The organism is Leptotrichia sp. oral taxon 223 (assembly GCF_013394795.1).
Classification (GTDB): domain Bacteria; phylum Fusobacteriota; class Fusobacteriia; order Fusobacteriales; family Leptotrichiaceae; genus Leptotrichia.
Genome location: NZ_JABXYU010000001.1, coordinates 795,914 through 820,499, shown reverse-complemented (window position 1 = coordinate 820,499; position 24,586 = coordinate 795,914). Strand labels below are relative to the sequence as shown.

Below are 24,586 nucleotides of genomic sequence, written 5' to 3'. Positions count from 1 at the left end.
ATTTAGCTCTTTTTAGATATTAAAACTAAGGGGAGAAAGAGAAATGCTAAAAAATATTTTTGAAGACATTAGAAAAAAAGGAAGTTTCAGCTTTGAAAAAATTATAGAAAATCATACGATGAATGATGATGAATTTTTTGAGTTTTTAAAATTTGTTCATTTGGAAAATATTCCAGAAGTTAGGACTTCAACTGACGGAAGTGATTTTATAGTTCTGGAGGATGAAAATATATTTATTGAAGAAAAAGATACAATAAAATTATATTTGGAAAATATAAAGGAAAAATATGAGGAACTTAAGAAAAAAAGTGAAAATGAGAAAGAAAAGGAAGAATTAATTGATAAATACTTAAAAATCGCAGTAAAAGAAAGCCTGCTTTATTCAAAATACGGATTTTCATTTCTGGATACAGTTCAGGAAGCTACACTTGGAATTATGTCGGGCTTGAAATATTACAATGAAATTATGAAAATTACAAAGGAGCCTGAATTTTTTGTAAAAAATTTTGCTGTAAAGTATATTTTGGAATTTCAGAAGGAACTTTTGAAAGACATTAAGTCATCTGAATTATCGTATATTTTATATTTGAAAGTAAAAGTCGATAAAAGCATGGGATTTTCAATGGATGAAATTAGCAAGCAGATGAATGTTTCAACAGAATACATCGAACAGCTTGAAAAACTGTTTGACGAGGTGGAGCCGGAGGAACTGATTGGAAATTCGCAGATATTGGAAAAGGCTGATAAAATTACACAAATGTATATTTTAGAAAATATTCCAAAGAAACTGAATTATCTGGATGAGCAGATTTTAGTTATGACTTATGGACTGGATGATAAGGTTTATACAGAAAAGGAAATAGCAAAATCTTTAAATATTTCAAGCCACAATGTAAATATTTTAAAGGAAAAGGCGCTTAATAAGCTGTCAATTGACTTGATGAGAAATGAGTTTGTGGAAAATAGCGAAGATGCAGATTATACAATAAATTAACTAAATTTATGAAAGGAAGAGAAATTATGAAACTATGGGAAATAATGGGAGAATTACAGACAATTTTCAGTCCAAAAATTGCAGAGGATTGGGATAATGTGGGACTTTTAATAGGAGATAACACAAAGGAAGTGAATAAAGTGCTGTTTTGTCTGGATGTTACGCAAAAGGCTGTACAAAAGGCGATAGACAAAAATGTTGACTTAATAATCTCACATCATCCGGTAATTTTTTCAGGATTGAAACGAATTACAAATGAAACCGCACATGGAAGGAAACTTTTAAAATTAATTGAGAATAAAATAGCAGTTTATTCGATTCATACAAATTCAGATTTCGCAATTAATGGATTAAATGACTTTATAATGGATAAATTGAATCTGGATGGGGAAAAAGTAATTTTTAATGAATGCAAATTTGATGATTATAACTCAATAAAAAACAAAATGGAGCGTGTACATGGTGGACTTGCCAGAATCAAAATATTGAATGAAGAAATGAAACTCGAAGATTTGCTTGAAAGAATAAAGGATTCACTTGGAATAAGCTATGTAAGGTATGTTGGGAATAAAGATGCATATGTACGAAAAATTGGACTTGTTACAGGTGGTGGAAGTTCGTTTATGTATGATATTGCTGATAAAATTGATGTGTTTTTGACAGGAGACTTGAGATACCATGAGGCTTTGGACGCTTTGGAAGATGGACGGATTCTGGTTGATGTGGGACACTTTGAAAGTGAATATTTGTTTGTTGATATGATGGAACAGGAAATGTCAAAATTTTTTGATGGGGAAATGATTCGGCATTTTGAAGATGAAGTATTTAAATTAGGATAAAATTATTTTAAAAATAATAGAATAAAAATTAAAAATATAAATAAAAACACTAAAAAATTTTGAATATCCAGTACAAAGTGTTATAATACCTTTATAATTTCAAAAATTTGATAATCAAATGATTTATTATAATTTTTGGAAAGATTAAGAGAAAAGGAAGGTATTTTTATGGCAACTACTTACTCAAACTGGTATCACAAGTTTAAAGCCTTCGGACCTGGTATTCTTATGGCGTCGGCAGCTATTGGAGGTTCTCATATTGTGGCATCTACGCAAGCGGGTGCATTATATGGGTGGCAATTGGCAATTATTGTTATTTTAGTTAATATTTTTAAATATCCATTTTTCCGTTTCGGGACACAATATACGTTGGAACGTAAACATTCATTAATTGAAGGATATGAAGAAAAAGGGAAAATCTATCTTTGGGTATTCTTTATTATGAATATATTTTCTGCAGTTATTAACGTAGCGGCAATTGGTATTCTGACAGCGGCAATTTTGGCAAATATCTTAAAATTGACATTTTTAAGCAACCTTACTCCAGCGGCGATGGCTTCAATGATTAACATGCTTACTACAATTGTTCTTGTAGGTTCACTTGCAATGCTGGTATTTGGAGGTTATAAACTGTTGGACAGTTCTTCAAAATTTATCGTTATTTCATTGACAGTTGCAACAATTGTCGCAGTTATTATTGCATTATTTAAACAACATCCTATGGCACCTGGTTTTGTTGTCCAATCTCCTTGGAAACTGACAGCACTGCCGTTTATAGTATCGTTAATGGGATGGATGCCTGCACCAATTGAAATTTCGGCAATTAATTCGATGTGGACAGTTAAAAAGCGTCAGGAAATGAAAGTGCCACGTAAAATTGCAATGCTTGACTTTAACGTAGGTTATTTTGTTACGACAATATTAGCTTTTGTATTCTTGGCACTCGGGGCATTGATTCAATATGGAACAGGAACAGCGATTAAAGGGGCAAGTGCAGCTTACATTGCCCAGTTTATTCAAATGTACTCAAGCGTTATCGGAAGCTGGTCAGGACTTCTTATTGCATTTATAGCATTTATGTGTATCTTTGGTACGACAATCACAGTTGTAGACGGTTATTCACGTGCCAATGCAGAATGTCTTAGATTAATTATGAAACAAGAGGAAGTTAAAACATCACATTTTAATATATGGATGACGTTAACAGTGGCTGTGGCAATGATTATAGTATTCTTTTTTACTGGAAACGTGGCAAAAATGATGAATTTTGCAATGATATTCTCATTTGTTTCAGCTCCTGTATACTCGTATCTTAACTTCTCACTTGTTAAAGATAACAACAGATTACCTGTCTGGCTGTGGTTCTTATCAGTGGCAGGAATTGTATATTTAACAGGGTTTACAATATTTTTCCTTGTTTATTTATCTGGGATTTTGAAATAATATCGTTATTTTAATTTTATAAAGAAAACCACCTTTCAACAAGATTTAGTGATTGTCATTGTAGGTGGTTTTTTCTTTTTTGGTTAATTAAACAATTTGATTATTTTTTAAATTTTCTATAATATTTTCAGATTGTTTTTCAAAAATAATGTGCTATAATTAACATAATTATATATTATTAAATAATAGAAAGTGGGAAATTTTATGAAAAATAAATTATTAATGCTTATTTTGACTTTTGTTATCTCTTCGTTTTTATTCAGTTATCCTGTTTTTCGTAGTGATAAAGTTAGTCTTAGTGAAGTTGAATTGCAAAAAAATAATGCTCAGATTGAGAAGTTATTGAGTGTGGAAAATTTGTTTCAAGTTACAGATGAAGATGTTGTGGCGTTTTTAGGCTTTTCTTCGCCAAACGAAGTTAAAGTAATGCGAATTTTAATGGAAGAGCAATTTAAAGATGCTTCTTTTATGATTACAAAAATTGAATATCGCTCTAATACAGTTGCAGCTGTTTCCTATGAATCAAATGTAAAAAATCTTTCTGAAAAAGACTATAATACTATTATTAAAACTATTGGATCTAAGTTTAAACAAAAATATGGATTTAATATAAGTGAAATTTCTAAGAAATCTTCATCAAAAATGCAGGAACAATTGTACTTAAAAGATGTTTTTTCAATTACGGCAGATGTGGCTCATACTGAAATTACAAAAATTAAAACATATAAAAGAAAATCAGGTTTTATTATGTTAAGCAAAACTAAGAATGGATGGGATATTTCAAATCAAGGTGTTGGAATGTCTTTTGGTAAGGTATATAAAGTTAAATAATACGAAAAGTATAAAAAATTTGTGTAATTCTCTAAATTTTAGAGTTTTACACAAATTTAAAATTATTATTTTTATTATTTATTTCCAGTAATCACATAAATCGGATTTTCTGCCATTGTTATACTGTTTGTCTTAAAAGTTACAGTTTTTAATCTTTTTTAAACTCAATTACACCTTTATTCATAATTGAATTACCTTTTAATATTACATTTTCAGTTTGTTCTAATAAATATAGAATCAGCCTTTAAAGTAAATATAAAAAATTGATAATAAAAGAAAAAGTTTTATTTTTAATAATTTTACGATTTCCTATCTTTTAATTAATCATTTTTCTTATTCAAAATTTCAAAAATAGCCGCCATATCTTGTTCTCCATACCCTTGTTCTAAAGCTTCTGAATAATTTTTAGTTGTATCTTCAATTAACGGTAATGATAATTTTCTATTTTCAATTTCTTCATTTGATAATTTTAAGTCTTTTGTCATATGTTTTAACATAAATGCCGCAGGATATTCTCTGTTTGTAAGCATATCTTTTTTTTCTTGAAATAGTGGTGAACTCATTCTAGAATCTGAAATAGCATTTACAATAGTTTCTGTATCTATTCCAAAATTTTGTGCTAATAATAACACTTCACTATAAGCTTCTCCAAATATTCCAAGTAAAGAATTTAATACTAATTTTGCTCCAGTTGCTTTTCCTAATTCTCCAAAATAATATGTTTTACTTCCTAAAATATCAAAAATTGAATATAAATCTTTGGTATCAGCTTCATTTCCTCCAACTAATATTAATAGAACTCCAGCAGTAGCAGCTCCTACTGATCCAGATACTGGTGCTTCAATATATTTTCCATTATTTTCAATAACAAGTTTTCCTACAGCTTTACTTTTCAGTAGGTGAAATTGTACTCATATTTACTATTTTTTTACCCTTTATTTTTGATAAAACATTTTCATTTAAAATTTCTAATGTCGCACTGTAATTTGAAATCATAAAGAATATAATGTCATTTTGTTCAAAAATTTCTTCCACATTTTTTGTGTTTTTAGCTCCTTTTTCTACAAGTAGTAAAGTTTTATCAAAACTTCTATTGTAAACTGTCACATCAACAGAACCTTCTAATAAATTTTTACCATAGGAGTTTTCATTTGTTCTAATCCTATCCAACCTATTTTAGCCATTATTTTATTCCTCTTTTTGTAAATTTAACTAATCCGCTCAGCCAATCCTGATGCCCATTTACATAACATTTGGAACAGTTTGAGCCAATGCTTTTGCAGGTGTTTATATTATTTTCTTTATAAATTATCCTCTCCTAAATTTTTTGGTAACTCATAATAACATAATAACACAATAATATATTTTTGTAAATACACACAATTTTGTAATAAATTTGTTGCATTTTATTATACAATCTATCATTATTTCTTCGCAGTAATCACATAAATCGGATTTTCAGCCATCATCATGTTAAAATCCTTAACCTTTCTATTTTTACTCACGATTAACTGACAAATATCCACATCTTTAAAATCATATTTTTTGAGTTCCTCAACAGCCGTAGATATATTTTCCAGCACAATAAAATTTAGCACCAGAATTCCATTTTCCGCAAGATTGTCATAAGAATATTTTATAATTTCAACCAGATTTCCTGCTGAACCTCCAATAAAAATTTTATTAAACTTTGTATTTAATTCTTTTAGTCCATCTGGAGCCATTCCTTTAATTACAGTAACATTTTTCAAATCAAATTTTTCTATATTCTTATGAATCAGCTCAACTGCCTCATCATTTCTCTCAATTACAAAAACTTTTCCGTTTCGTGCAAATCTTGCCATTTCCATACTTACAGAACCAGTTCCGCCACCGATGTCAAGGCACACGTCATCCTCCTCCAGCTCCATTTTCCCAATGCTTACAAAACGGATTTCCTCTTTTGTCATCGGAACTTTTCCCCTTAAAAATTCCTCATCTTTTATATGATACATTTTTACTCCTTTTTTTAAGTATAGTTTAAAAAGAAAGCCAAGAATAAATCCTAACTTTCTATTTTTATTATTTTATTTTTGAATTAATTTTTTAATGCCTGAATTGGAGGAGCCACTTTCCCACCACGATTTATAAGCACTGAACAGTCTAAATTATTTATGTTTATAATATCCGCTTCTCCGAGAAGACCTCCAAATATTGCTCTATCTCCCGCTTTCTTTCCAGGAACTGGGATTATTCTGACTGCGGTAGTTTTGCTGTTTACCATACCGATTGCCATTTCATCAGCTATTATTCCAGAAATTACGGCTTCTGAGGTATCACCTGGAATAGCTATCATATCAAGTCCAACAGAACATACACAAGTCATTGCCTCCAGTTTTTCAAGCGTCAAATACCCTTTGCTTGTAGCTTCTATCATTCCCTGATCTTCGCTTACTGGGATAAATGCCCCTGTCAAGCCTCCAACACGAGTTGCAGCCATTGCTCCACCTTTTTTCACAGCGTCATTTAATATTGCAAGTGCAAGTGTTGTTCCGTAAGCTCCAACTGACTCAAGTCCAAATTCTTCAAGCACATTTCCAACACTGTCGCCTATAGCTGGAGTTGGCGCAAGTGACAAGTCGATTATTCCAAATTCAACGCCAAGTCTTTCGGCAACTTCCTTTCCAATTAACTCACCCATTCTTGTGATTTTGAAACTTACTTTTTTTATTGCTTCTGTTATTTCATCAATTTTTGCTGTTTTTGAAATGTTAGCAAGTGTATGTCTTACAACCCCTGGTCCACTAATTCCAACGTTTAGCACGACATCTGGATTTTCTACGCCGTGAAATGCGCCCGCCATAAACGGATTATCAGGAACAGCATTTGTAAATACGACAAATTTTGCTGCTGCCAGTCCATCTTCCTCTTTGGAAAATTCAGCCAGTTCTTTTATAGTTTTTCCCATCATTTTTACAGCATCCAAGTTAATTCCTGACTTTGTAGAGCCTACATTTACAGAGGAGCAAACCCTGTCAGTTTCAGAAAGTGCCTTTGGAATGCTATTTATCAGCTTAATATCGCCTTTTGTAAAGCCTTTGTCAACAAGAGCGGAAAATCCTCCAATAAAGTCAATTCCAATTGTTTTTGCCGCTTTATCTAGCGCTTTTGCGAAAATTGAGTAATCTTCGGCATTTGTCGCATTTCCAATTATTGAAATGGGAGTGACTGAAACTCTTTTGTTAATAATTGGCATATTGTATTTGCTTGCCACTTCATCGGCAATTCTTACCAGATCTTTTCCATTTTCTGTAATTTTGTTATAAATGTTTTCTGCTGTCTTTTCGGCATCTGTGTCAATGCAGTCAAGCAGGCTTATTCCCATTGTGACAGTTCTTACGTCGAGATGCTGCATTTCAACCATATCTATCGTTTCCAGTATCTCATCAGGTAATAAATTCATTTTTCCCTCCTAAAATTCTTAAATAATTGCTTTTGAAAAATTCTGAAAAATTATATTCTGTGCATCGTCTTGAAAATATTTTCATGCTGCAGGAATACTCTTACTTCAATCTTTTCCTCAACATCCTTAAATTTTTCCTGTAATGCTTTCATATCTGTATTTTCAGGAGCTTCCACAAGCATAATCATTGCAAAAATGTCATTTTCAAAAACCTTTTGTGTTATGTCAATAATATTCAGGCTAAGTTCACTTAATTTTGTTGATACATTCGCAACAATTCCTGTTTTATCTTCTCCAATAACCGTAACAACAATTCTGTCGTTCATTCTGATACCTCCATTTTTTAGAATTTAAATTATTTTTAATATGTTAAATTATCGCATAAATTTAGTTATTTAGCAAGTGGGAAAATTTATGCTTAATTATTATTTGCATGCTGTAAAATAATCTGTGATGAGAACTGAAAACTTTCTATCTTTAAAAATTTTTTCAATTTTATTAATATCCTGCCTGCATTAGCTTTCTATAGGCTTCTTGAGCCTTTTTAGTTATTGGATCATCTTCATTTCCTAAATCCATTGCCATTTTGAAATATTTCTTAGCTTTTTTATATTTTTTTGTTTTTCATATAAAGACCCCAAATTATATGTACCTCCAAGATAACCTTTTTGACTAGATTTTAGAAACATTTCTTCTGCTTTTTTGTCTTTATTTTGTTGTCTATATAAAACTCCTAAATTGTTCATAGCTAGTTCATCTCCCTTTTGAGCAGCTTTTAAATACATTTCTTCTGCTTTATCATATTTTTCTTGCTTATAATATAAAAGCCCTAGATTATACATAGCATCAGAATTGCCCTTTCTAATAGCTTCTAAATACATCTTTTCAGCTTTATCAAATTTTTTTTGATCTTCATATAACATTGCTAAATCTTTCATAGCATTATCATTTCCCTTTTCAATAGCACTTAAATAAATTTGTTCAGCTTTGTCATATTTTCCTTGCTTATAATATAAATTACCTAAATAATTCATACCTTCAACATTACCTTCTTGAACAGCTTTTAAAAACATCTCTTCTGCTTTTAAATAATTTTTATTTTCATAATATGATCTTCCATCTTCTAAGTATCCAGCTTTTAATGCAAGTGATACAATAATAGTTCCCAATATGATAAGTTTTTTCATTTTAAATAATCTCCTTATAATCAATTTTTTATTTTATAAAATTATATTAATTACATTTATTATATATTATTTTTTATTTTTGTCAATAATTAAACAAAAATTAGAGTTTAGATATGCTGAATCTCTAAAAAACTTATTTGTTGATATTTGTTGTTTAAAGTGATATAATTTGAAAAACTTAGATTTACATAAAATCATACAAGGAGGAAAATAAAACATGAATTTTTGGAACTTTTTTAAAAGAGCTTTAGTATTTACGCTAAAAGAAATATATTCATTTTTTTTAAAACTTTCGTTATCTATATTTGTGATTTTTATTATTGGAATTTCTGCAATTGCAATTTTTAGTTCCAAAGATAAGAATGAAAAAATGAAAAAAAGCTATGAATATATACTTTTTAATGTTTCTGATGTTACAGAAGATAAAATTATCGGTTCAAACTTTCTGTCAGATGAAAAATTATCATATATGGATATTTTAAACAGCCTGGATGATATAAAGAATAACAAGCAGGTAAAGGGAGTCATTATTGCTTTGGACACAATAAACCTATCATCTGCAAAAGTAGAGGAATTATCCAAAAAATTTGAGGAATTGAAGGCAAACAATAAGAAAATATATGCTTTTGGGGCTTATATTACGAATGCCAACTATAAATTAGCTTCTATTGCAAATGAAGTAGTTATGGTACCCTCCACATCAGCTAGCCTTGATTTGACGGGATACCATTACTCGGATATTTATTATAAGGGGTTATTCGACAAGCTTGGAGTAAATATGGAAGTTGTTCGTATTGGAAATTACAAGTCTTATGGTGAAAATTATACTGGAAATGAAATGACGCCTGAGCTGCGTTCTGAATTGACTAGAATTTTGGAAAATAGATATGGGAAATTTGTGGCTGATATTTCCAAAAACCGTAAAATTGATAAAGATACTTTAAATAATGACATTATAAATGGCAATGATGTAAATTTAACACCGTTTGCTGCACGTGATAAAAATTTTGTTGATAAGCTTGAGCATTTTTCTGATTTTACAAAACGTCTGAATATAAGGGAAGACAATGTTGCGGATATTTACGACTATTATGAAAAAAGGGTAAGAGATGAAAAAGTAGGAAATTCAAGAAATGGAACGATAGCTGTAATTTATGCCGAAGGTTCAATTTTATATGATCCGACTGATGTTACAGAAGGCGTAATAACCCCTGATAACATACTTCAAAAAGTACAAAAGGCTATGCAGACTAAAAATTTAAAAGGAATCGTGCTGCGGGTAAATTCAGGCGGAGGTTCAGCGCTTGCCTCTGAAATAATTTATCAGGAACTTACAAAACTGAATATTCCGATTTATGTGTCAATGTCTGATACAACCGCATCTGGAGGTTATTACATCTCAATGGCAGGAAACAAGGTTTTTGCCAACAATGCCACAATTACAGGTTCAATCGGTGTAGTTTCAATGCTTCCAAAGCTTTACAATGTACAGGACAAATACGGGGTTCATTCAAATTCAGTATCAAAAGGGAAATATTCAGACATTAATGACAGTTTTGCTCCATTATCTGAGGAATCCCGTGCTAAAATCAGTCAATCAATGGAAGAAACATACAAGGAATTCAAATCCCGTGTTTCCAAAAATCGTAAAATGGATGAAAATACTCTTGAAGGCTATGCACAAGGAAAAATCTGGCTAGGAGATGAAGCCAAAAACATAAATCTGGTTGATGGAATCGCAAGTCTTGATGAAGTTATAAAAATAATGGCAAAAGACTTGAATTTACATAATAATTATGCTGTGGAAAATATTTATCTGGAGGAGGATTTTTCTCAAAAATTAAAATCACTTACAAAAATGGTTACAGAAAAATTCAGTCTGTCTGCACAGCTGCAAAAAAATATTCCACAAGCCAAAAAAGCATTTAACGAATACGATTTTGCGGTACAAAATCAAAATAAGCCGCTGTATTATTTAACATATAAATTAAATCTGTATTAAAAATAAACGGAGTAAAAGTGAAAATTGTTTGTATGACGGGACAATTTTTATTAAAAAGCTCCGTTTTTCACTTATTTATTTTTGATAAATTTCATAAAATATAGTATAATAAAAACAAGAATTTATAATAATTTAATTTTCACAAAATGAGGAATAGTAAAATTACTTTAAAATCAGAGTTTTGCCTAATTTGAAGTAATCTGATTTTAAAAGTTTGAGTATAATTTGAAACAAGGAGGAAAAATGATTTATTTGGATAATTCAGCCAGTACAAAGCCACGTAAGGAAGTTATAGATGTGTTAGTTCAGACGTTGGAGGAAAATTATGCAAATCCTGATGCAATTCACAATTTTTCCCATAAAATTCTATTAAAGATAAAAAATGCCCAAAAGACGGTAGCTGATTATTTAAAAGTGGAAGCTGACAGAATTTACTTTACAGCAGGTGGTGGAGATGGTAACAACCTTGTATTGCAGGGAATTATTAATGCAAATTCACGTACAAAAAAACATCTAGTTACAACAAAAATTGAACACCCGTCAGTTTATGAGGTGTTTAGACATTATGAAAATATAGGCTTTGAAGTGGATTATCTGAATGTAGATAAGGATGGATTCGTAAATCTTGAGGAACTTGAAAATGCGATTAGGGAAGATACAGCGATAGTTTCGATTGGGGCAGTAAATAGTGAAACTGGAGCTATTCAGGACTTGAAGAAAATTTCTGAGATTATTCATAGAAAAAATAAGGATACGTATTTTCATACTGATTTTGTGCAGGGATTAGGATGTACAAACATAAAATTTGACAAAATTCCTGTGGATGCAATAACGGTAAGCGGGCATAAAATTTATGCGCCAAAAGGAATTGGAGCAGTTTATATAAATAAACGTGTAAAAATAACAGATATAATTTTTGGCTCAAATGCTGAAAATGGCATTGTGAAAAGAACAATGCCTACGGAACTGATTCTGGCGTTTGCAAAGGCTGTGGAAATTTTGACAAAGGAAGAAAAAAAGGAAATGGCGCATTCGCAGAAATTAAAGGAAATGCTTGCAAATAAAATTTCTGAGAAAATTCAGGATGTAAAATTTAATTCCTTGCTTAGCATTGAAAAATCAAGTCCCAAAGTATTGAATGTGTCGTTTAACGGCACAAAAGGTGAGGTACTGACACATTTTCTAGGAATGTACCAGATTTATGTTTCCACAGGCTCGGCCTGTTCATCAAAAAAAGGGAACAGCAGAATACTTGAAGTTATGGGGCTTACTCAATCAGAACTGGATGGAGCGATAAGATTCAGTTTTTCACGGAACAATACGGAAGAAGAAATTGATGAAGTTGTGAAAAGACTTAAGGAAAGTGTGGAAAGAATAAGGAAAATGAGATAATATTTTTTTATTTAAAAACAGAAAGGAAAGAGATGAACAACTATACTGATAAAAATTTATTGAATGCGGTAGGGCTTTCATACGGAGAGCTGTCGCTGAAAGGGAAAAACAGAGGGCAATTTGAAAAGAAATTGAGAAATAAGATTAATAAGGTGTTAAAAGGATTTGATTATCAGTTATTTGATGATTTATCGAAATTATATGTTTTAATAAATCCTGAAAATTTGGATGAAATTACAGACAAACTAAAAAAAGTTTTTGGAATAGTCGGACTTAACCAGTCGGCAAAAGTTGAAAGAAATGATGAATTTATAAAGGAAAAAGTATTAGAATTTGCAAACTATGCTTATGAAAATGGAGCCAGAACCTTTAAAATAACGGTTAACCGAAGTAACAAGGGATTTGAGAAAAAATCTATGGACTATGCACGTGAACTGGGGGGGTATGTGCTTGTAAACAGTCCTTTTGAAAAGGTTAAAATGAAAGATCCTGATGTTATGATAAATGTTGACATTAGAAAAAATGTTTATATTTATACAGACAGAATAAAAACTTATGGAGGACTGCCACTTGGCTCAACTGGAAAGGGACTTGTACTTTTATCTGGTGGAATAGACAGCCCAGTTGCTTCATTTATGATGGCAAAAAGAGGAATGCGTCTAAATTTCATTACATTCCACAGCTTCCCGTTCACAAGCCGGCAGGCTCTTGAAAAAGTAAAGGAACTGACAGATATTTTATCACTTTATGTTGGAAAAACAAGACTTTATTCGTTAAATATACTAAAAATTCAGGAAGCGATAAATACTCAGACAAAAAAAGATTTGGCTACAATTCTAACAAGACGGGCCATGATGCGTCTAGCTGAAAGATTGTCGAATACTATGCAGTATCAGGCTTTAATTACCGGGGAAAGTCTTGGACAAGTTGCTTCCCAGACAATGGGAGGGCTTACGTGTACAAATGCTTCTGTGGAGAAACTACCAGTATTTAGGCCTCTTATTGGAATGGACAAGACGGAAATAATTGAAATTGCAAAGGAAATAGAAACTTACGAGAAATCCATTGAGCCTTATGAAGACTCGTGCGTAATTTTTGCTCCGAAACATCCAGTTACAAATCCTAAGTTGGAGGATGTGCTGGCAGAAGAGGCAAAAATTGAAAATTATGATAAAATTATGGATGAGATTTTTGAAGAGAAGGAATATTTCAATTTTGGATAAATTTAAATAAAAATAAAAGTATAATGGAGAAAAGTTTATGAAAGAAAAGAAAGATTTTCAAAAAGAAAAAAAAGAAGTAAAAGAAGGCGGATTTAAGAAAAAAATAGATGAAATGAAAAGAATGATTTACTTGATTTACAGAAACTACCGTGACGGAGAAACGCAAATACTTGCGATTTCCTTGACTTATTATTCACTTCTTGCAATTTTCCCAGTAGTTGCCCTTGTGTTAGGAATTACAAAAGGATTTGGACTGGATAAAATATTTATACAGAAGTTTTTTGAATTATGGCCAGGAAATAACAGCTTTTTAAGAGCAATTGTGGATGTTGCCCAAAGGCTCCTTTTATCTACGGAAAGCAGCATACTAACTGGAGTTGGGATTGTCATTCTAATTTATTCGGCAGTAAAAGTTTTAATAACATTGGAAAATTCATTTAATAAAATATGGAAAATAAATAAAAAAAGATCAATTACGAGAAGAGTTGTTGACTATATTGCAATTATATTTTTAGGGCCAATATTTTTTGTGCTGTTATCAGCTTTAAATTCAGTAGCAATTGAAGAAATAGCAAGACATTTTTCTGGAAATGCAGTAATTATGAACTTTTTTATTGGATTATTCGGGCCTGCAACATACATTATCCTGTTTAGCTATTTATTCTACATCATTCCAAATACAAATGTAAAAGTAAAGCCAGCTGTTTATGCAGGAGTTGTAACAACATTACTTACTTTTGGATGGAAATTGCTGTTTTTATTATTACAGTCGTCAATTACAAGATACAATATAATTTATGGAAGTTTAGCATTAATCCCTATTTTCTTAATCTGGGTACAGTATGTCTGGGTGACAATTTTGCTTGGCGCACAGATAGCCTTTTCAATTCAGACGTCTGATGAATTTTTATACAGCGAAAAAATTGAAATGCCGATAAAAGTAAAAAGGGAAGCTGGAATTTTAATTTTATCCTTAATTATTAAAAATTTTATTGAAAAGAAGCAATCTTTTACATATCAAAAATTAACGGATAGACTGGGAATGGAAGTGTTTTTTGTAAAGGAAGTTCTGTCTGACTTGGAAAAAATGGGATTCATTAATGAAGTTTTTTATGATAAAAATTCAGACAGCCAGTATCAAGTTGCATATAGCCCGGAATCCATAACAATTAGAGAATTTATGAAAAAATTTGATACAAAGAATATCGAATATTACGAAAATATTTTCGATAATCTGAATGAGGAAGATCAAAAACTTCTTGAAAAAATAAGGGAGAAATTGGCAATGAAAAAAATAGAAAGTCCTGAACCAGAGCCTGAAAGTGACAATACACCTGAAAAAGAGGAAGCAACTTATTCAGAATCAGAACAGCCTGAACATTTTCAAGATCCAATAAAACCAAGAAAGTCTGAAGAATTAACAATAGATTTTCAAATTTCAAAACAGAAAAATGAAAACTCGCAAGTAAAAGATTCTCCAAAAATAATACGAAAAGAAAAAATTAACCGTGAACCTGAAGTTCAAACTTCCAAAAAAGAAGATGAAAATTCTGAAAATACTCAAAAAAGAGTAAGATATGAAGATGGAACTTGGAAATTCTTTTAATTAGAAAAGGGGGATAAAAATGATAGTTATAGTAATAGTTGTCGCAATAATAAATATTTTTACAGTCGTTGGAACAATTATTTTTCTTAATAAAAAAAATATTGAAAATGAAGAAAAAATGTTGTTAAGTCAAATTAACGAAAATAATCAGCAAAATTTTGAGGAAAACAAGAAAAAATTTGATGAAATTGAAAAAACAATAAGCCTGAATGCAAAAAACAACTTGCTTGAAGGAATAAATAATTTACAAAATAAATTATCTGAAAATAATGAAAAATTACTTTTAAGATTTAACGAATTAGGACAAAATTTAAGTGGTACGATGAACGACAATAACCAGTTGTTATCTAAAAATCACACTGAAAATAGCCAATTTCTAACTTCCAGTATGAATAATAATATTCAAAAGCTGTCAGTTCGCCTAAATGAAAACAATACAGCATTAACAGGCGTAATGAATGAAAATAATCAGAATTTGACAAAAAATATAAACGAGTTTAAGGATGGGCTTACCCAAAATATAAATGAAAATTTTGAAAAATTAAGCCAAAAAATTGAAAACAGGCTTGATGTAATGAATATGAAAGTGGAAGAACGTTTATCAAAAGGGTTTGAGGAAACAACAAAAACCTTTGGAAGTGTGTTGGAACGTCTGAGCAAAATTGATGAAGCACAGAAAAAAATAGAAGCGTTATCAAGCAATGTTGTTTCACTTCAAGATATTTTAACAGATAAAAAAAGCCGTGGAATTTTTGGGGAAATCCAGCTTTATCAAATATTATCCTCAGTTTTTGGAGAAAAAAACGACAAACTTTACCAAAAACAGTACAAACTTTCAAATGGGACAATCGTTGATTCCATCATTTTCACTCCGGAACCGCTTGGAAATATCACGGTTGACTCAAAGTTTCCATTGGAAAATTATAGAAAGATGTATAACAACGAATTATCACAAATTGAAAGGGAAAATGCCAGAAAAGATTTTGTAAGTGATTTGAAAAAACATATAGACGCAATTTCCTCAAAATATATAATAAAAAATGAAACAAGCGAACAGGCAATATTATTTCTTCCAGCCGAAGCAATTTTTGCTGAAATAAACGCTTACCACACAGACATCATAGAATATGCCTACAAAAAAAACGTACGGATAGCTTCACCAACGACATTGATTTCAGTATTGACAGTAATTCAGGTTATGATGACAAATTTGGAGCGTGACAAATATGCGAATATAATTCAGCAGGAACTGGAAAAATTGAATGTTGAATTTACAAGATACCGTACTCGCTGGGACAATTTACAAAAAGACATTGAAAAAGTTTCCAAGGATGTAAAGGAAATTAACACGACTTCAAACAAAATAAGCAAAAGATTTACAGAGATTTCAAATGCAAAATTTGAAGAAAAAATAGAAAATAATAAAAATTTAAACATTTTAGAAATTGAAGAATAGATAAATTTAATAAAATTCAGCAAAAAAGTTTAGTTCAAAAAGGAGAAGAAATAAAAAAATGCAAAAAAATGGAATAATATTTGGAAAATTCTATCCATTGCACATTGGACACGTTGATTTTATCCAGAGAGCCAGCGGCTATGTAGAAAATTTATATGTCGTTGTATGCACCGATGATGACAGGGACAAAAAATTATTTGAAGAATCAAAGATGAAGAAAATGCCAACTGTAAAAGATAGAATCAGATTTGTAGAAAAAACTTTTAAACATCAGAAAAACATAAAGATAATACATCTTGCAGAAGACGGAATCCCCTTTTATCCAAACGGCTGGAAATTATGGAGCGAAAGAGTACAGGAAACACTTTTAAAAAACAAAATTAAAGTGGATGTGATTTTCACAAACGAAACTCAAGATGTAGAAAACTATAAAAATAATTTTTTAACATTGCCAAATTTTGAAAACACTTTCAATAAAAATTTAAAAATCCAATTAATAGATATAAATAGAAATAATTTTCATATCAGTGCAACGGAAATAAGAAAGAATCCATACAAAAACTGGTTTTTTATTCCAAAATACGTAAGAGAGTTTTTTGTCTTAAAGGTAGCAATAATCGGTTCAGAACATTCAGGGAAAACTAATTTAACTCATAAATTGGCCAATTACTATAATACAACTTATGTAAAAGAATACAGAAAAGAGTATATAAAAGAAGAATTGCAGAATCACATAGAAGTTATTCAATACTCTGATTATAACAATATTGCTTATGAACATAATAGAAGAATATTGGAATCTATTAAAAATGCTGATAAACTAACTTTTATAGATACCGAATTTTCTTCCTTGCAAACTTTTTCAATAATTCAAAATTGTCAAAAAAATCTAGTAATAGAAGATTTCATTAAACATAGCAGTTATGACATCCTGATATACATTGAAAAAAAATCAAATTCAAAAAATGAGAATTCTGAATTTGATAACATATTACAATGCTTGCTTGAAAAAAATAATCAAAAATTTATAAAACTATTTTATAAAAATAACAAAAGTCTTACAGAAAATTACATAAAAAGCATTGAAATAATAAATAAATATCTTGAAATAAATTAAAATAACTTATCAAAACAACAGTTTAAAAATCAAGAAACAATAAGTACTCTCTAAGAAATAAAAAACAGACTGCAAATAAAAATATGAAAAAAACCAAATTTTTTGAAAAAAAGTAGTTGACAAAGAAATCCAATTATGGTAATATATATCTTGTCGATACAAAACTGTGTCGAAGGACAATTGAGATAAGAATAGAAGAAGCAATAATGTGTAAAAGATAGATAAAAGTCAAGAATGCTTATGCAAATAAGATTCTCGTCAAGACAAAGGTGAAATTAAATATATGAAGATATATTGAATGAAGAGTTTGATCCTGGCTCAGGATGAACGCTGACAGAATGCTTAACACATGCAAGTCTTTGGCGAATCTGCGCTTGCGCAGGCTAGCCAAGGCGGACGGGTGAGTAGCGCGTAAAGAACTTGCCCTGCAGACAGGGATAACAGACGGAAACGACTGACAACACCTGATACGGTTGCCGGCACGCATGTGCCAGGCAATGAAAAGCGATGCTGCAGGAGAGCTTTGCGTCCTATTAGCTTGTTGGTGAGGTAACGGCTCACCAAGGTGACGATAGGTAGCCGGCCTGAGAGGGTGAACGGCCACAAGGGGACTGAGATACGGCCCTTACTCCTACGGGAGGCAGCAGTGGGGAATATTGGACAATGGGGGCAACCCTGATCCAGCAATTCTGTGTGCACGAAGAAGGCTTTCGGGCTGTAAAGTGCTTTCAGCAGGGAAGAAGCAAGTGACGGTACCTGCAGAAGAAGCGACGGCTAAATACGTGCCAGCAGCCGCGGTAATACGTATGTCGCAAGCGTTATCCGGAATTATTGGGCATAAAGGGCATCTAGGCGGCCAGGCAAGTCTGGGGTGAAAACCTGCGGCTCAACCGCAGGCCTGCCCTGGAAACTGCGTGGCTAGAGTGCTGGAGAGGTGGACGGAACTGCACGAGTAGAGGTGAAATTCGTAGATATGTGCAGGAATGCCGATGATGAAGATAGTTCACTGGACGGCAACTGACGCTGAAGTGCGAAAGCCGGGGGAGCGAACAGGATTAGATACCCTGGTAGTCCCGGCCGTAAACGATGATTACTGGGTGTGGGCATGAAGAGTGTCCGTGCCGAAGCTAATGCGATAAGTAATCCGCCTGGGGAGTACGGCCGCAAGGCTGAAACTCAAAGGAATTGACGGGGACCCGCACAAGCGGTGGAGCATGTGGTTTAATTCGACGCAACGCGAGGAACCTTACCAGATCTTGACATCCTGCGGATGCCCGCGAGAGCGGGCAGTGCCCTCGGGAACGCAGAGACAGGTGGTGCATGGCTGTCGACAGCTCGTGTCGTGAGATGTTGGGTTAAGTCCCGCAACGAGCGCAACCCCTATCGCCAGTTGCCATCATTAGGTTGGGGACTCTGGCGAGACTGCCTGCGAAGAGCAGGAGGAAGGTGGGGATGACGTCAAGTCATCATGCCCCTTATGATCTGGGCTACACACGTGCTACAATGGCCGGTACAGAGAGCTGCGAGGCGGCGACGCCAAGCGAACCTGCAAAGCCGGTCCAAGTTCGGATTGAAGCCTGCAACTCGGCTTCATGAAGCTGGAATCGCTAGTAATCGCAGATCAGCAATGCTGCGGTGAATACGTTCTCGGGTCTTGTACACACCGCCCGTCACACCACGAGAGCTGTCTGCACCTGAAGCCGCCGGTCCAACCGCAAGGGGGAAGGCGTCTAAGGTGTGGACAGTGATTGGGGTGAAGTCGTAACAAGGTATCCGTACCGGAAGGTGCGGATGGATCACCTCCTTTCTAAGGAGCCAGTTCACTAGCTGCTTCTTCTTATATGTCTTATGGGCGTGTAGCTCAGGTGGTTAGAGCACTGTGCTGATAACGCAGGGGTCGCTGGTTCGAGTCCAGCCATGCCCACCATATTTAAGTCTTGGGGATATAGCTCAGTTGGGAGAGCGCTGCCCTTGCAAGGCAGAGGTCAGCGGTTCGAACCCGCTTATCTCCACCAATTATGTTCAGGACAATGGGAAATGAATAGTAGGTAAAAGATTACAATGAACTGGAGTAAAAGTTATTCTGGAGAAAAAGCTAACAAGGGCACACGGAGGATGCCTAGGCAACAGCAGCCGATGAAGGACGTGATAAGCTGCGATAAGCCGGGAGTAGACGCACATAGTCGTTAATCCCCGGATTTCCGAATGGGCAAACCTGCATATCTGGAGGATATGCGTGAAAACGGTAAGCCCGCGAACTGAAACATCTAAGTAGCGGGAGGAAAGGAAAGTAAAAACGATTCCCTGAGTAGCGGCGAGCGAACGGGGAGAAGCCTAAACCGTGCCAGCGCCAAGCGGACAGCGTTGCTGGCACGGGGTCGTGGGACTTCCATTAACGGATTGTCATAATGTTTAAGCCATATGCATGTAAGCGGAATCAGCTGGGAAGCTGAACCAAAGAAGGTGAAAGTCCTGTAGGGCGTGAAGCGCATATGGCGACTGGAAGCACCCGAGTAGCGTCAGGCACGAGGAATCTGGCGTGAATCAGCGTGGACCATGTCACGCAAGGCTAAATACTGCTGTTGACCGATAGTGGAGAGTACCGTGAGGGAAAGGTGAAAAGAACCCTGAGCAAGGGAGTGAAACAGAATTTGAAACCGTGTGCCTACAAACGGTAGGAGCACTTTATGTGTGACTGCGTGGATTTTGGTTAATCATCCTGCGAGTTATGATTGGTGGCAAGGTTAATAAAGCGGAGCCGAAGGGAAACCGAGTCTCAATAGGGCGTTAAGTCGCCAGTCATAGACGCGAAACCTAGTGATCTAGGCCTGTCCAGGCTGAAGCTGAGGTAAGACTCAGTGGAGGGCCGAACTCACCGCCGTTGAAAAGTTGGGAGATGAGGCAGGTCTAGGGGTGAAAAGCCAATCGAACTAGGAGATAGCTCGTTCTCTCCGAAATGCATTTAGGTGTAGCCTTGACGCCAAGATATGCGGGGGTAGAGCACTGTATGGTCTAGGGGGCGTACTGCTTACCGAAACCAAGCAAACTTCGAATACCGTATATTGATCGTCAGGAGTGAGTCCATGGATGACAAGGTCCATGGACGAGAGGGGAACAGCCCAGACCGCCAGCTAAGGTCCCTAATTATGTCTAAGTGGGAAAGGAGGTGGATGTTCACAGACAACCAGGAGGTTGGCTTAGAAGCAGCCATGCCTTGAAAGAGTGCGTAACAGCTCACTGGTCGAGAGCATCTGCGCCGAAGATGTAACGGGGCTAAGACATAAACCGAAGCTGCGGAGGCGTGTCCACACGCCTGGTAGGAGAGCGTTCTGTAGGCCGTCGAAGGGACGCCGCAAGGCTTCCTGGAGGCATCAGAAGCGAGAATGCAGGAATGAGTAGCGAGAAGGCGGGCGAGAATCCCGCCGGCCGGAAGTCCAAGGTTTCCAGGGGAAGGTTTGTCCGCCCTGGGGAAGTCGGGACCTAAGCATAAGCAAAACTGTGATGGCGAATGGAAAACAGGTTAATATTCCTGTACCACTATTATCGCCCGAGAGACGGAGTGACGCAGGAAGGTATGTGGGAAGGCTGACGGAATAGCCTTTCCAAGGGCGCAGCATGGACACGCAGGCAAATCCGCGTGTCTAAATGTGAGACCTGATGGGGAAGTGCATTGGCATAAGCCACAGATCCTACACTGCCGAGAAAAACTTCTATCGATGAGAAATAGTGCCCGTACTGTAAACCGACACAGGTGGACAGAGTGAGAAACTTGAGGCCGACAGGATAACTCTAGCTAAGGAACTCTGCAAAATAGCCCCGTAACTTCGGGAGAAGGGGTGCCTGACATACCTGAGGGGAGAAACACCTCAAGGGGAAACAGGCCGCAGTGAAGAGTCCCAAGCAACTGTTTACCAAAAACACAGGTCTATGCTAAGCCGGAAGGCGACGTATATGGGCTGACACCTGCCCAGTGCCGGAAGGTTAAGAGGAGGATTGAGAGATCCGATTTGAAGCCCCGGTGAACGGCGGCCGTAACTATAACGGTCCTAAGGTAGCGAAATTCCTTGTCGGGTAAGTTCCGACCTGCACGAATGGTGAAATGATTTGGGAGCTGTCTTGGCTGGAGACCTGGTGAAGTTGTAATGCCGGTGAAGATACCGGCTACCTGCAGTAGGACGGAAAGACCCCGTGGAGCTTTACTGTAGTCTGGCATTGGGTTCTGGCTGTGTGTGTATAGGATAGTTGGGAGACTGTGAAGCCTAGGCGTCAGTCTTGGCTGAGTCGCCGTTGGAATACCAACCATATGCCGCCGGAATTCTAATCTGGTGACGGAGACAGTGCTAGATGGGCAGTTTGACTGGGGCGGTCGCCTCCAAAAGAGTAACGGAGGCGTTCAAAGGTTCCCTCAGGCTGGATGGAAATCAGCCTAAGAGTGCAAACGCATAAGGGAGCTTGACTGCAAGACTGACGGGTCGAGCAGGCACGAAAGTGGGAGTTAGTGATCCGGCGGTCCCGTATGGAAGGACCGTCGCTCAACGGATAAAAGCTACCCCGGGGATAACAGGCTGATACTTCCCAAGAGTCCATATCGACGGAAGTGTTTGGCACCTCGATGTCGGCTCGTCTCATCCTGGGGCTGGAGAAGGTCCCAAGGGTTGGGCTGTTCGCCCATTAAAGAGGCACGCGAGCTGGGTTCAGAACGTCGTGAGACAGTTCGGTCCCTATCCACTGCAGGCGCCTGAATACTGAAAAGTTCTGACCTTAGTACGAGAGGACCGGGTTGGACAGACCTCTGATGTACCAGTTGTCACGCCAGTGGCATGGCTGGGTAGTCACGTCTGGAACGGATAACCGCTGAAAGCATCTAAGCGGGAAGCCGGCTTTGAGATGAGTGTTCGCAGTATCCATGGAGAACACATGGCTGATAGGCCAGGGGTGTAAGTGCAGCAATGCATTCAGCTGACTGGTACTAATATTACATCCGCTTTTTAGTTGATCTTTTACTGCTACTATTTATTTCTCATTGTCTTAACTTGACAATTTAATTAAGTTTGGTGATGCTAGCAGCAGGGATACACCCGGTCACATTTCGAACCCGGCAGTTAAGTCTGCTTACGCCTACGATACTTGGATTCGTCCCGGGAAAATAGGCAGTTGCCAAACTTTTTTTCTTTTGTGTGTCTCCGTAGCTCAGCCGGTTAGAGCATCTGACTGTTAATCAGAGGGTCGTTGGTTCGAGTCCAACCGGGGACGCCACTTTTTTTTGTGAAAATATCATAAAGATTTAAAGAAAAAAGACTGATTTAACAGCCTTTTTTTTATATTTATTTCCCTTGCTTCTCACTTTTCTCTACAATTACTTTTAGCGAGTGCCAGCTTAGTGTAGCACATTTTACTCTTGCAGGCATTTGAGCCACATATTCCATAAGAACAGCATCTCCTAATTTTTTACTTTCTTCATTTGTTAATTTTTCTTCCTGCTTCATCATTTTGAAAAACAAATTTACTTTTTCCTTTGCTTCTTCCAACGTCTTCTCTTTTACTAAGTCAATCAGCATAGCCATAGAAGCTGTTGAAATAGCACATCCAGTTCCAATAAAAGCAGCATCTGTTATTACACCGTTTTCATTAGTTTTTATTTCAAGTGTCAAGTCATCTCCACAGTTTGGATTATGCCCACGTTCTGCAAATGTCGGATTTTCAATTTCACGATTTAGTTCCTTACGTCTACTATATTCCAGTATTGTCTGCTGATATATTTTTTCTAAATTCATATTAAACCTCCTTTTCAATTTTTTTTTCTTTTTATTTATTTTTCCTATAATTCAAAAACTTTCTTCACTTTTAAAAGCCCTTCTATCAGTTTATCAATATCCTTTTCATTGTTGTAAATGCTAAAACTTGCACGGCAGCATGAAGGAACTCCTAAATACTTCATTAAAGGCTGTGCACAATGATGCCCTGAACGGACTGCCACATTATACGAATCCAAGATAAATGCCACATCGTGAGAATGCACATTTTTTACATTAAAGGCAATAATTCCAGCACGCTCAACATCTTTTGTAAAATATGTTTCCACAAAATCTAGTTTTCTTAATTTTTCTAAAGCAATTTCCGTAAGAGAATTTTCAATTTCATTAATTTTTTCATAACTTATTTCTTCAATAAAATTGATTGCCTCTTCCAGTGTCACTGCTCCTTCTACATTCTGAGTTCCACCTTCAAATTTATTTGGAAGTGGTGCAAACGTTGATTCCTGTTCTGTTACAAATTCAATCATATCTCCACCGTATAAGAAAGGTGGCATTTTGTCAAGAATATCCTTCTTTCCGTACATAACTCCAATTCCCATTGGTGTAAATAATTTATGTCCTGAAAATACAAGAAAATCTGCATCCAGTTTTTGAACATCGTGTTTAAAATGCAGCATCGACTGTGCAGCATCCACAAGAATATGTATGTTTTTATTTTTATTTCGTGCAATTTCAATAATTTCCTTTATTGGCTGAATAACTCCTGTAACATTTACCACAGCAGAAATAGCTATAAGTTTTGTTTTATTTGACAGTTTATTTTTAAAATCTTCAATATCAAATTGTCCATTTTCAGTAAGATACACAAATTTTATCGTGGCATTTTTCTTTTTAGCAACAAACTGCCAAGGGACAATATTTGCGTGATGATTTGAAATTCCTAGAATTATCTCGTCATTTTCATTTATAAATTCCATTCCGTAAGAATAGGCTATTAAATTGATTGATTCTGTCGTACTTTTTGTAAAAATCACTTCTTCTGAATATTCTGCATTGATAAACTTCTGTATAGTTTTTCGTGCATTTGTCATCAAGTTTGAGGCTTCCATAGACAAAGTATGCGAGCCACGTCCTGGGTTACCGTTATATTTTTCATAATATTCCATAATTTTATCCAGCACTCTTTTTGGCTTTTGTGAAGTTGCTGCTGTATCAAGATAGTGATTATTTCTATTCTTAAATATTGGAAATTCTTTTCTATAGTCCATTTTTCCCTCCTCTTTATTTTTAATCATATT

The 24,586-nt window shown here is 35.0% G+C and carries 18 protein-coding genes, 3 tRNA genes and 3 rRNA genes; 16 read left to right on the top strand and 8 right to left on the bottom strand.

The features are described from left to right. Positions 1-43: 43 nt before the first annotated feature. From HW275_RS03860 to HW275_RS03845, 4 genes are all read left to right on the top strand, one after another. Positions 44-994 (top strand): RNA polymerase subunit sigma, encoded by a 951-nt coding sequence (locus HW275_RS03860; RefSeq protein WP_178935295.1) that lies wholly within the window; start codon positions 44-46, stop codon positions 992-994. A 26-nt stretch (positions 995-1,020) separates the two neighbouring features. After that, a complete protein-coding gene (locus HW275_RS03855; RefSeq protein ID WP_178935293.1) occupies positions 1,021-1,833 on the top strand; it encodes a Nif3-like dinuclear metal center hexameric protein in 813 nt (270 codons plus the stop codon). 168 nt (positions 1,834-2,001) lie between these two features. Next, positions 2,002-3,276 (top strand): NRAMP family divalent metal transporter, encoded by a 1,275-nt coding sequence (locus tag HW275_RS03850; protein WP_178935291.1) that lies wholly within the window; start codon positions 2,002-2,004, stop codon positions 3,274-3,276. Positions 3,277-3,480: 204 nt separating this feature from the next. Further along, positions 3,481-4,107: a hypothetical protein gene (locus tag HW275_RS03845; RefSeq protein ID WP_178935288.1), complete on the top strand. Its 627-nt coding sequence runs from the start codon at positions 3,481-3,483 to the stop codon at positions 4,105-4,107. Between the two features lie 320 nt (positions 4,108-4,427). Here the strand turns inward: HW275_RS03845 and HW275_RS12255 are convergent, their stop codons facing one another. The 6 genes from HW275_RS12255 to HW275_RS03820 all read right to left on the bottom strand — a co-directional run bounded on the left by HW275_RS12255 (position 4,428) and on the right by HW275_RS03820 (position 8,736). After that, complete coding sequence (locus HW275_RS12255) at positions 4,428-5,003, bottom strand: NAD(P)-dependent oxidoreductase (protein ID WP_255460074.1); 576 nt, start codon at positions 5,001-5,003, stop codon at positions 4,428-4,430. Further along, positions 4,993-5,277, bottom strand: coding sequence for an NAD(P)-binding domain-containing protein (locus tag HW275_RS12245; RefSeq protein ID WP_218975085.1), 285 nt, complete (start codon positions 5,275-5,277; stop codon positions 4,993-4,995). Before HW275_RS12245 ends, HW275_RS12255 begins: the two co-directional genes overlap by 11 nt. 254 nt (positions 5,278-5,531) lie before the next feature. Continuing rightward, positions 5,532-6,101, bottom strand: a complete 570-nt coding sequence (gene cbiT, locus HW275_RS03835; RefSeq protein WP_178935287.1) for a precorrin-6Y C5,15-methyltransferase (decarboxylating) subunit CbiT — start codon at positions 6,099-6,101, stop codon at positions 5,532-5,534. 83 nt (positions 6,102-6,184) lie between these two features. Continuing rightward, the gene (locus HW275_RS03830) at positions 6,185-7,549 is read right to left on the bottom strand and encodes a PFL family protein (protein WP_178935285.1); all 1,365 of its coding nucleotides are present in this window, start codon (positions 7,547-7,549) and stop codon (positions 6,185-6,187) included. Positions 7,550-7,599: 50 nt separating this feature from the next. Then, a complete protein-coding gene (locus tag HW275_RS03825) occupies positions 7,600-7,875 on the bottom strand; it encodes an ACT domain-containing protein (protein WP_178935283.1) in 276 nt (91 codons plus the stop codon). Between the two features lie 243 nt (positions 7,876-8,118). Next, on the bottom strand, positions 8,119-8,736 hold the full coding sequence (locus HW275_RS03820) for a lipopolysaccharide assembly protein LapB (protein ID WP_178935281.1): 618 nt from the start codon (positions 8,734-8,736) through the stop codon (positions 8,119-8,121). 217 nt (positions 8,737-8,953) lie between these two features. Between HW275_RS03820 and sppA the strand changes: the two genes are divergently transcribed. The 12 genes from sppA (at position 8,954) to HW275_RS03760 (ending at position 22,788) form a co-directional block, all read left to right on the top strand. Further along, positions 8,954-10,738, top strand: a complete 1,785-nt coding sequence (sppA, locus tag HW275_RS03815; protein ID WP_178935279.1) for a signal peptide peptidase SppA — start codon at positions 8,954-8,956, stop codon at positions 10,736-10,738. A gap of 243 nt (positions 10,739-10,981) precedes the next feature. After that, positions 10,982-12,130 carry a cysteine desulfurase family protein gene (locus HW275_RS03810; RefSeq protein ID WP_178935277.1) on the top strand — a complete coding sequence of 383 codons (1,149 nt, stop codon included), beginning with the start codon at positions 10,982-10,984 and terminating at the stop codon, positions 12,128-12,130. A 32-nt stretch (positions 12,131-12,162) separates the two neighbouring features. Continuing rightward, positions 12,163-13,353, top strand: a complete 1,191-nt coding sequence (gene thiI / locus HW275_RS03805; protein WP_178935275.1) for a tRNA uracil 4-sulfurtransferase ThiI — start codon at positions 12,163-12,165, stop codon at positions 13,351-13,353. Positions 13,354-13,390: 37 nt separating this feature from the next. Next, complete coding sequence (locus HW275_RS03800) at positions 13,391-14,959, top strand: YihY/virulence factor BrkB family protein (protein ID WP_178935273.1); 1,569 nt, start codon at positions 13,391-13,393, stop codon at positions 14,957-14,959. Positions 14,960-14,978: 19 nt separating this feature from the next. Beyond that, positions 14,979-16,415, top strand: a complete 1,437-nt coding sequence (rmuC, locus tag HW275_RS03795) for a DNA recombination protein RmuC (protein WP_178935271.1) — start codon at positions 14,979-14,981, stop codon at positions 16,413-16,415. Positions 16,416-16,473: 58 nt separating this feature from the next. After that, positions 16,474-17,532, top strand: coding sequence for a multifunctional transcriptional regulator/nicotinamide-nucleotide adenylyltransferase/ribosylnicotinamide kinase NadR (nadR, locus tag HW275_RS03790; RefSeq protein WP_178935269.1), 1,059 nt, complete (start codon positions 16,474-16,476; stop codon positions 17,530-17,532). 295 nt (positions 17,533-17,827) lie between these two features. Beyond that, a 16S ribosomal RNA gene (locus HW275_RS03785) occupies positions 17,828-19,339 on the top strand. A 43-nt stretch (positions 19,340-19,382) separates the two neighbouring features. Continuing rightward, a tRNA-Ile gene (locus tag HW275_RS03780) sits at positions 19,383-19,459 on the top strand. 12 nt (positions 19,460-19,471) lie between these two features. Beyond that, positions 19,472-19,547, top strand: a tRNA-Ala gene (locus HW275_RS03775). A gap of 73 nt (positions 19,548-19,620) precedes the next feature. After that, a 23S ribosomal RNA gene (locus HW275_RS03770) occupies positions 19,621-22,525 on the top strand. Positions 22,526-22,582: 57 nt separating this feature from the next. Further along, a 5S ribosomal RNA gene (gene rrf / locus HW275_RS03765) occupies positions 22,583-22,695 on the top strand. The 16S, 23S and 5S rRNA genes sit together here with 3 tRNA genes alongside, the layout of an rRNA operon. Positions 22,696-22,711: 16 nt before the next feature. Then, positions 22,712-22,788, top strand: a tRNA-Asn gene (locus tag HW275_RS03760). Positions 22,789-22,856: 68 nt separating this feature from the next. On the opposite strand, the gene sufU is transcribed toward HW275_RS03760, so the two are convergent. Both sufU and HW275_RS03750 read right to left on the bottom strand, forming a co-directional pair. Continuing rightward, on the bottom strand, positions 22,857-23,306 hold the full coding sequence (gene sufU, locus HW275_RS03755) for a Fe-S cluster assembly sulfur transfer protein SufU (protein ID WP_178935267.1): 450 nt from the start codon (positions 23,304-23,306) through the stop codon (positions 22,857-22,859). A gap of 44 nt (positions 23,307-23,350) precedes the next feature. Next, positions 23,351-24,556: a SufS family cysteine desulfurase gene (locus HW275_RS03750; protein ID WP_178935265.1), complete on the bottom strand. Its 1,206-nt coding sequence runs from the start codon at positions 24,554-24,556 to the stop codon at positions 23,351-23,353. Positions 24,557-24,586: the final 30 nt, after the last annotated feature.

Coding starts and splice junctions, on each gene's coding strand:
- sppA (WP_178935279.1), top strand. CDS start 8,954: ATGAATTTTTGGAACTTTTTTAAAAGAGCTTTAGTATTTACGCTAAAA.
- HW275_RS03810 (WP_178935277.1), top strand. CDS start 10,982: ATGATTTATTTGGATAATTCAGCCAGTACAAAGCCACGTAAGGAAGTT.
- HW275_RS03845 (WP_178935288.1), top strand. CDS start 3,481: ATGAAAAATAAATTATTAATGCTTATTTTGACTTTTGTTATCTCTTCG.
- HW275_RS03850 (WP_178935291.1), top strand. CDS start 2,002: ATGGCAACTACTTACTCAAACTGGTATCACAAGTTTAAAGCCTTCGGA.
- thiI (WP_178935275.1), top strand. CDS start 12,163: ATGAACAACTATACTGATAAAAATTTATTGAATGCGGTAGGGCTTTCA.
- HW275_RS03825 (WP_178935283.1), bottom strand. CDS start 7,875: ATGAACGACAGAATTGTTGTTACGGTTATTGGAGAAGATAAAACAGGA.
- cbiT (WP_178935287.1), bottom strand. CDS start 6,101: ATGTATCATATAAAAGATGAGGAATTTTTAAGGGGAAAAGTTCCGATG.
- sufU (WP_178935267.1), bottom strand. CDS start 23,306: ATGAATTTAGAAAAAATATATCAGCAGACAATACTGGAATATAGTAGA.
- HW275_RS03820 (WP_178935281.1), bottom strand. CDS start 8,736: ATGAAAAAACTTATCATATTGGGAACTATTATTGTATCACTTGCATTA.
- HW275_RS03860 (WP_178935295.1), top strand. CDS start 44: ATGCTAAAAAATATTTTTGAAGACATTAGAAAAAAAGGAAGTTTCAGC.
- HW275_RS03750 (WP_178935265.1), bottom strand. CDS start 24,556: ATGGACTATAGAAAAGAATTTCCAATATTTAAGAATAGAAATAATCAC.
- HW275_RS03800 (WP_178935273.1), top strand. CDS start 13,391: ATGAAAGAAAAGAAAGATTTTCAAAAAGAAAAAAAAGAAGTAAAAGAA.
- HW275_RS03830 (WP_178935285.1), bottom strand. CDS start 7,549: ATGAATTTATTACCTGATGAGATACTGGAAACGATAGATATGGTTGAA.
- rmuC (WP_178935271.1), top strand. CDS start 14,979: ATGATAGTTATAGTAATAGTTGTCGCAATAATAAATATTTTTACAGTC.
- HW275_RS03855 (WP_178935293.1), top strand. CDS start 1,021: ATGAAACTATGGGAAATAATGGGAGAATTACAGACAATTTTCAGTCCA.
- nadR (WP_178935269.1), top strand. CDS start 16,474: ATGCAAAAAAATGGAATAATATTTGGAAAATTCTATCCATTGCACATT.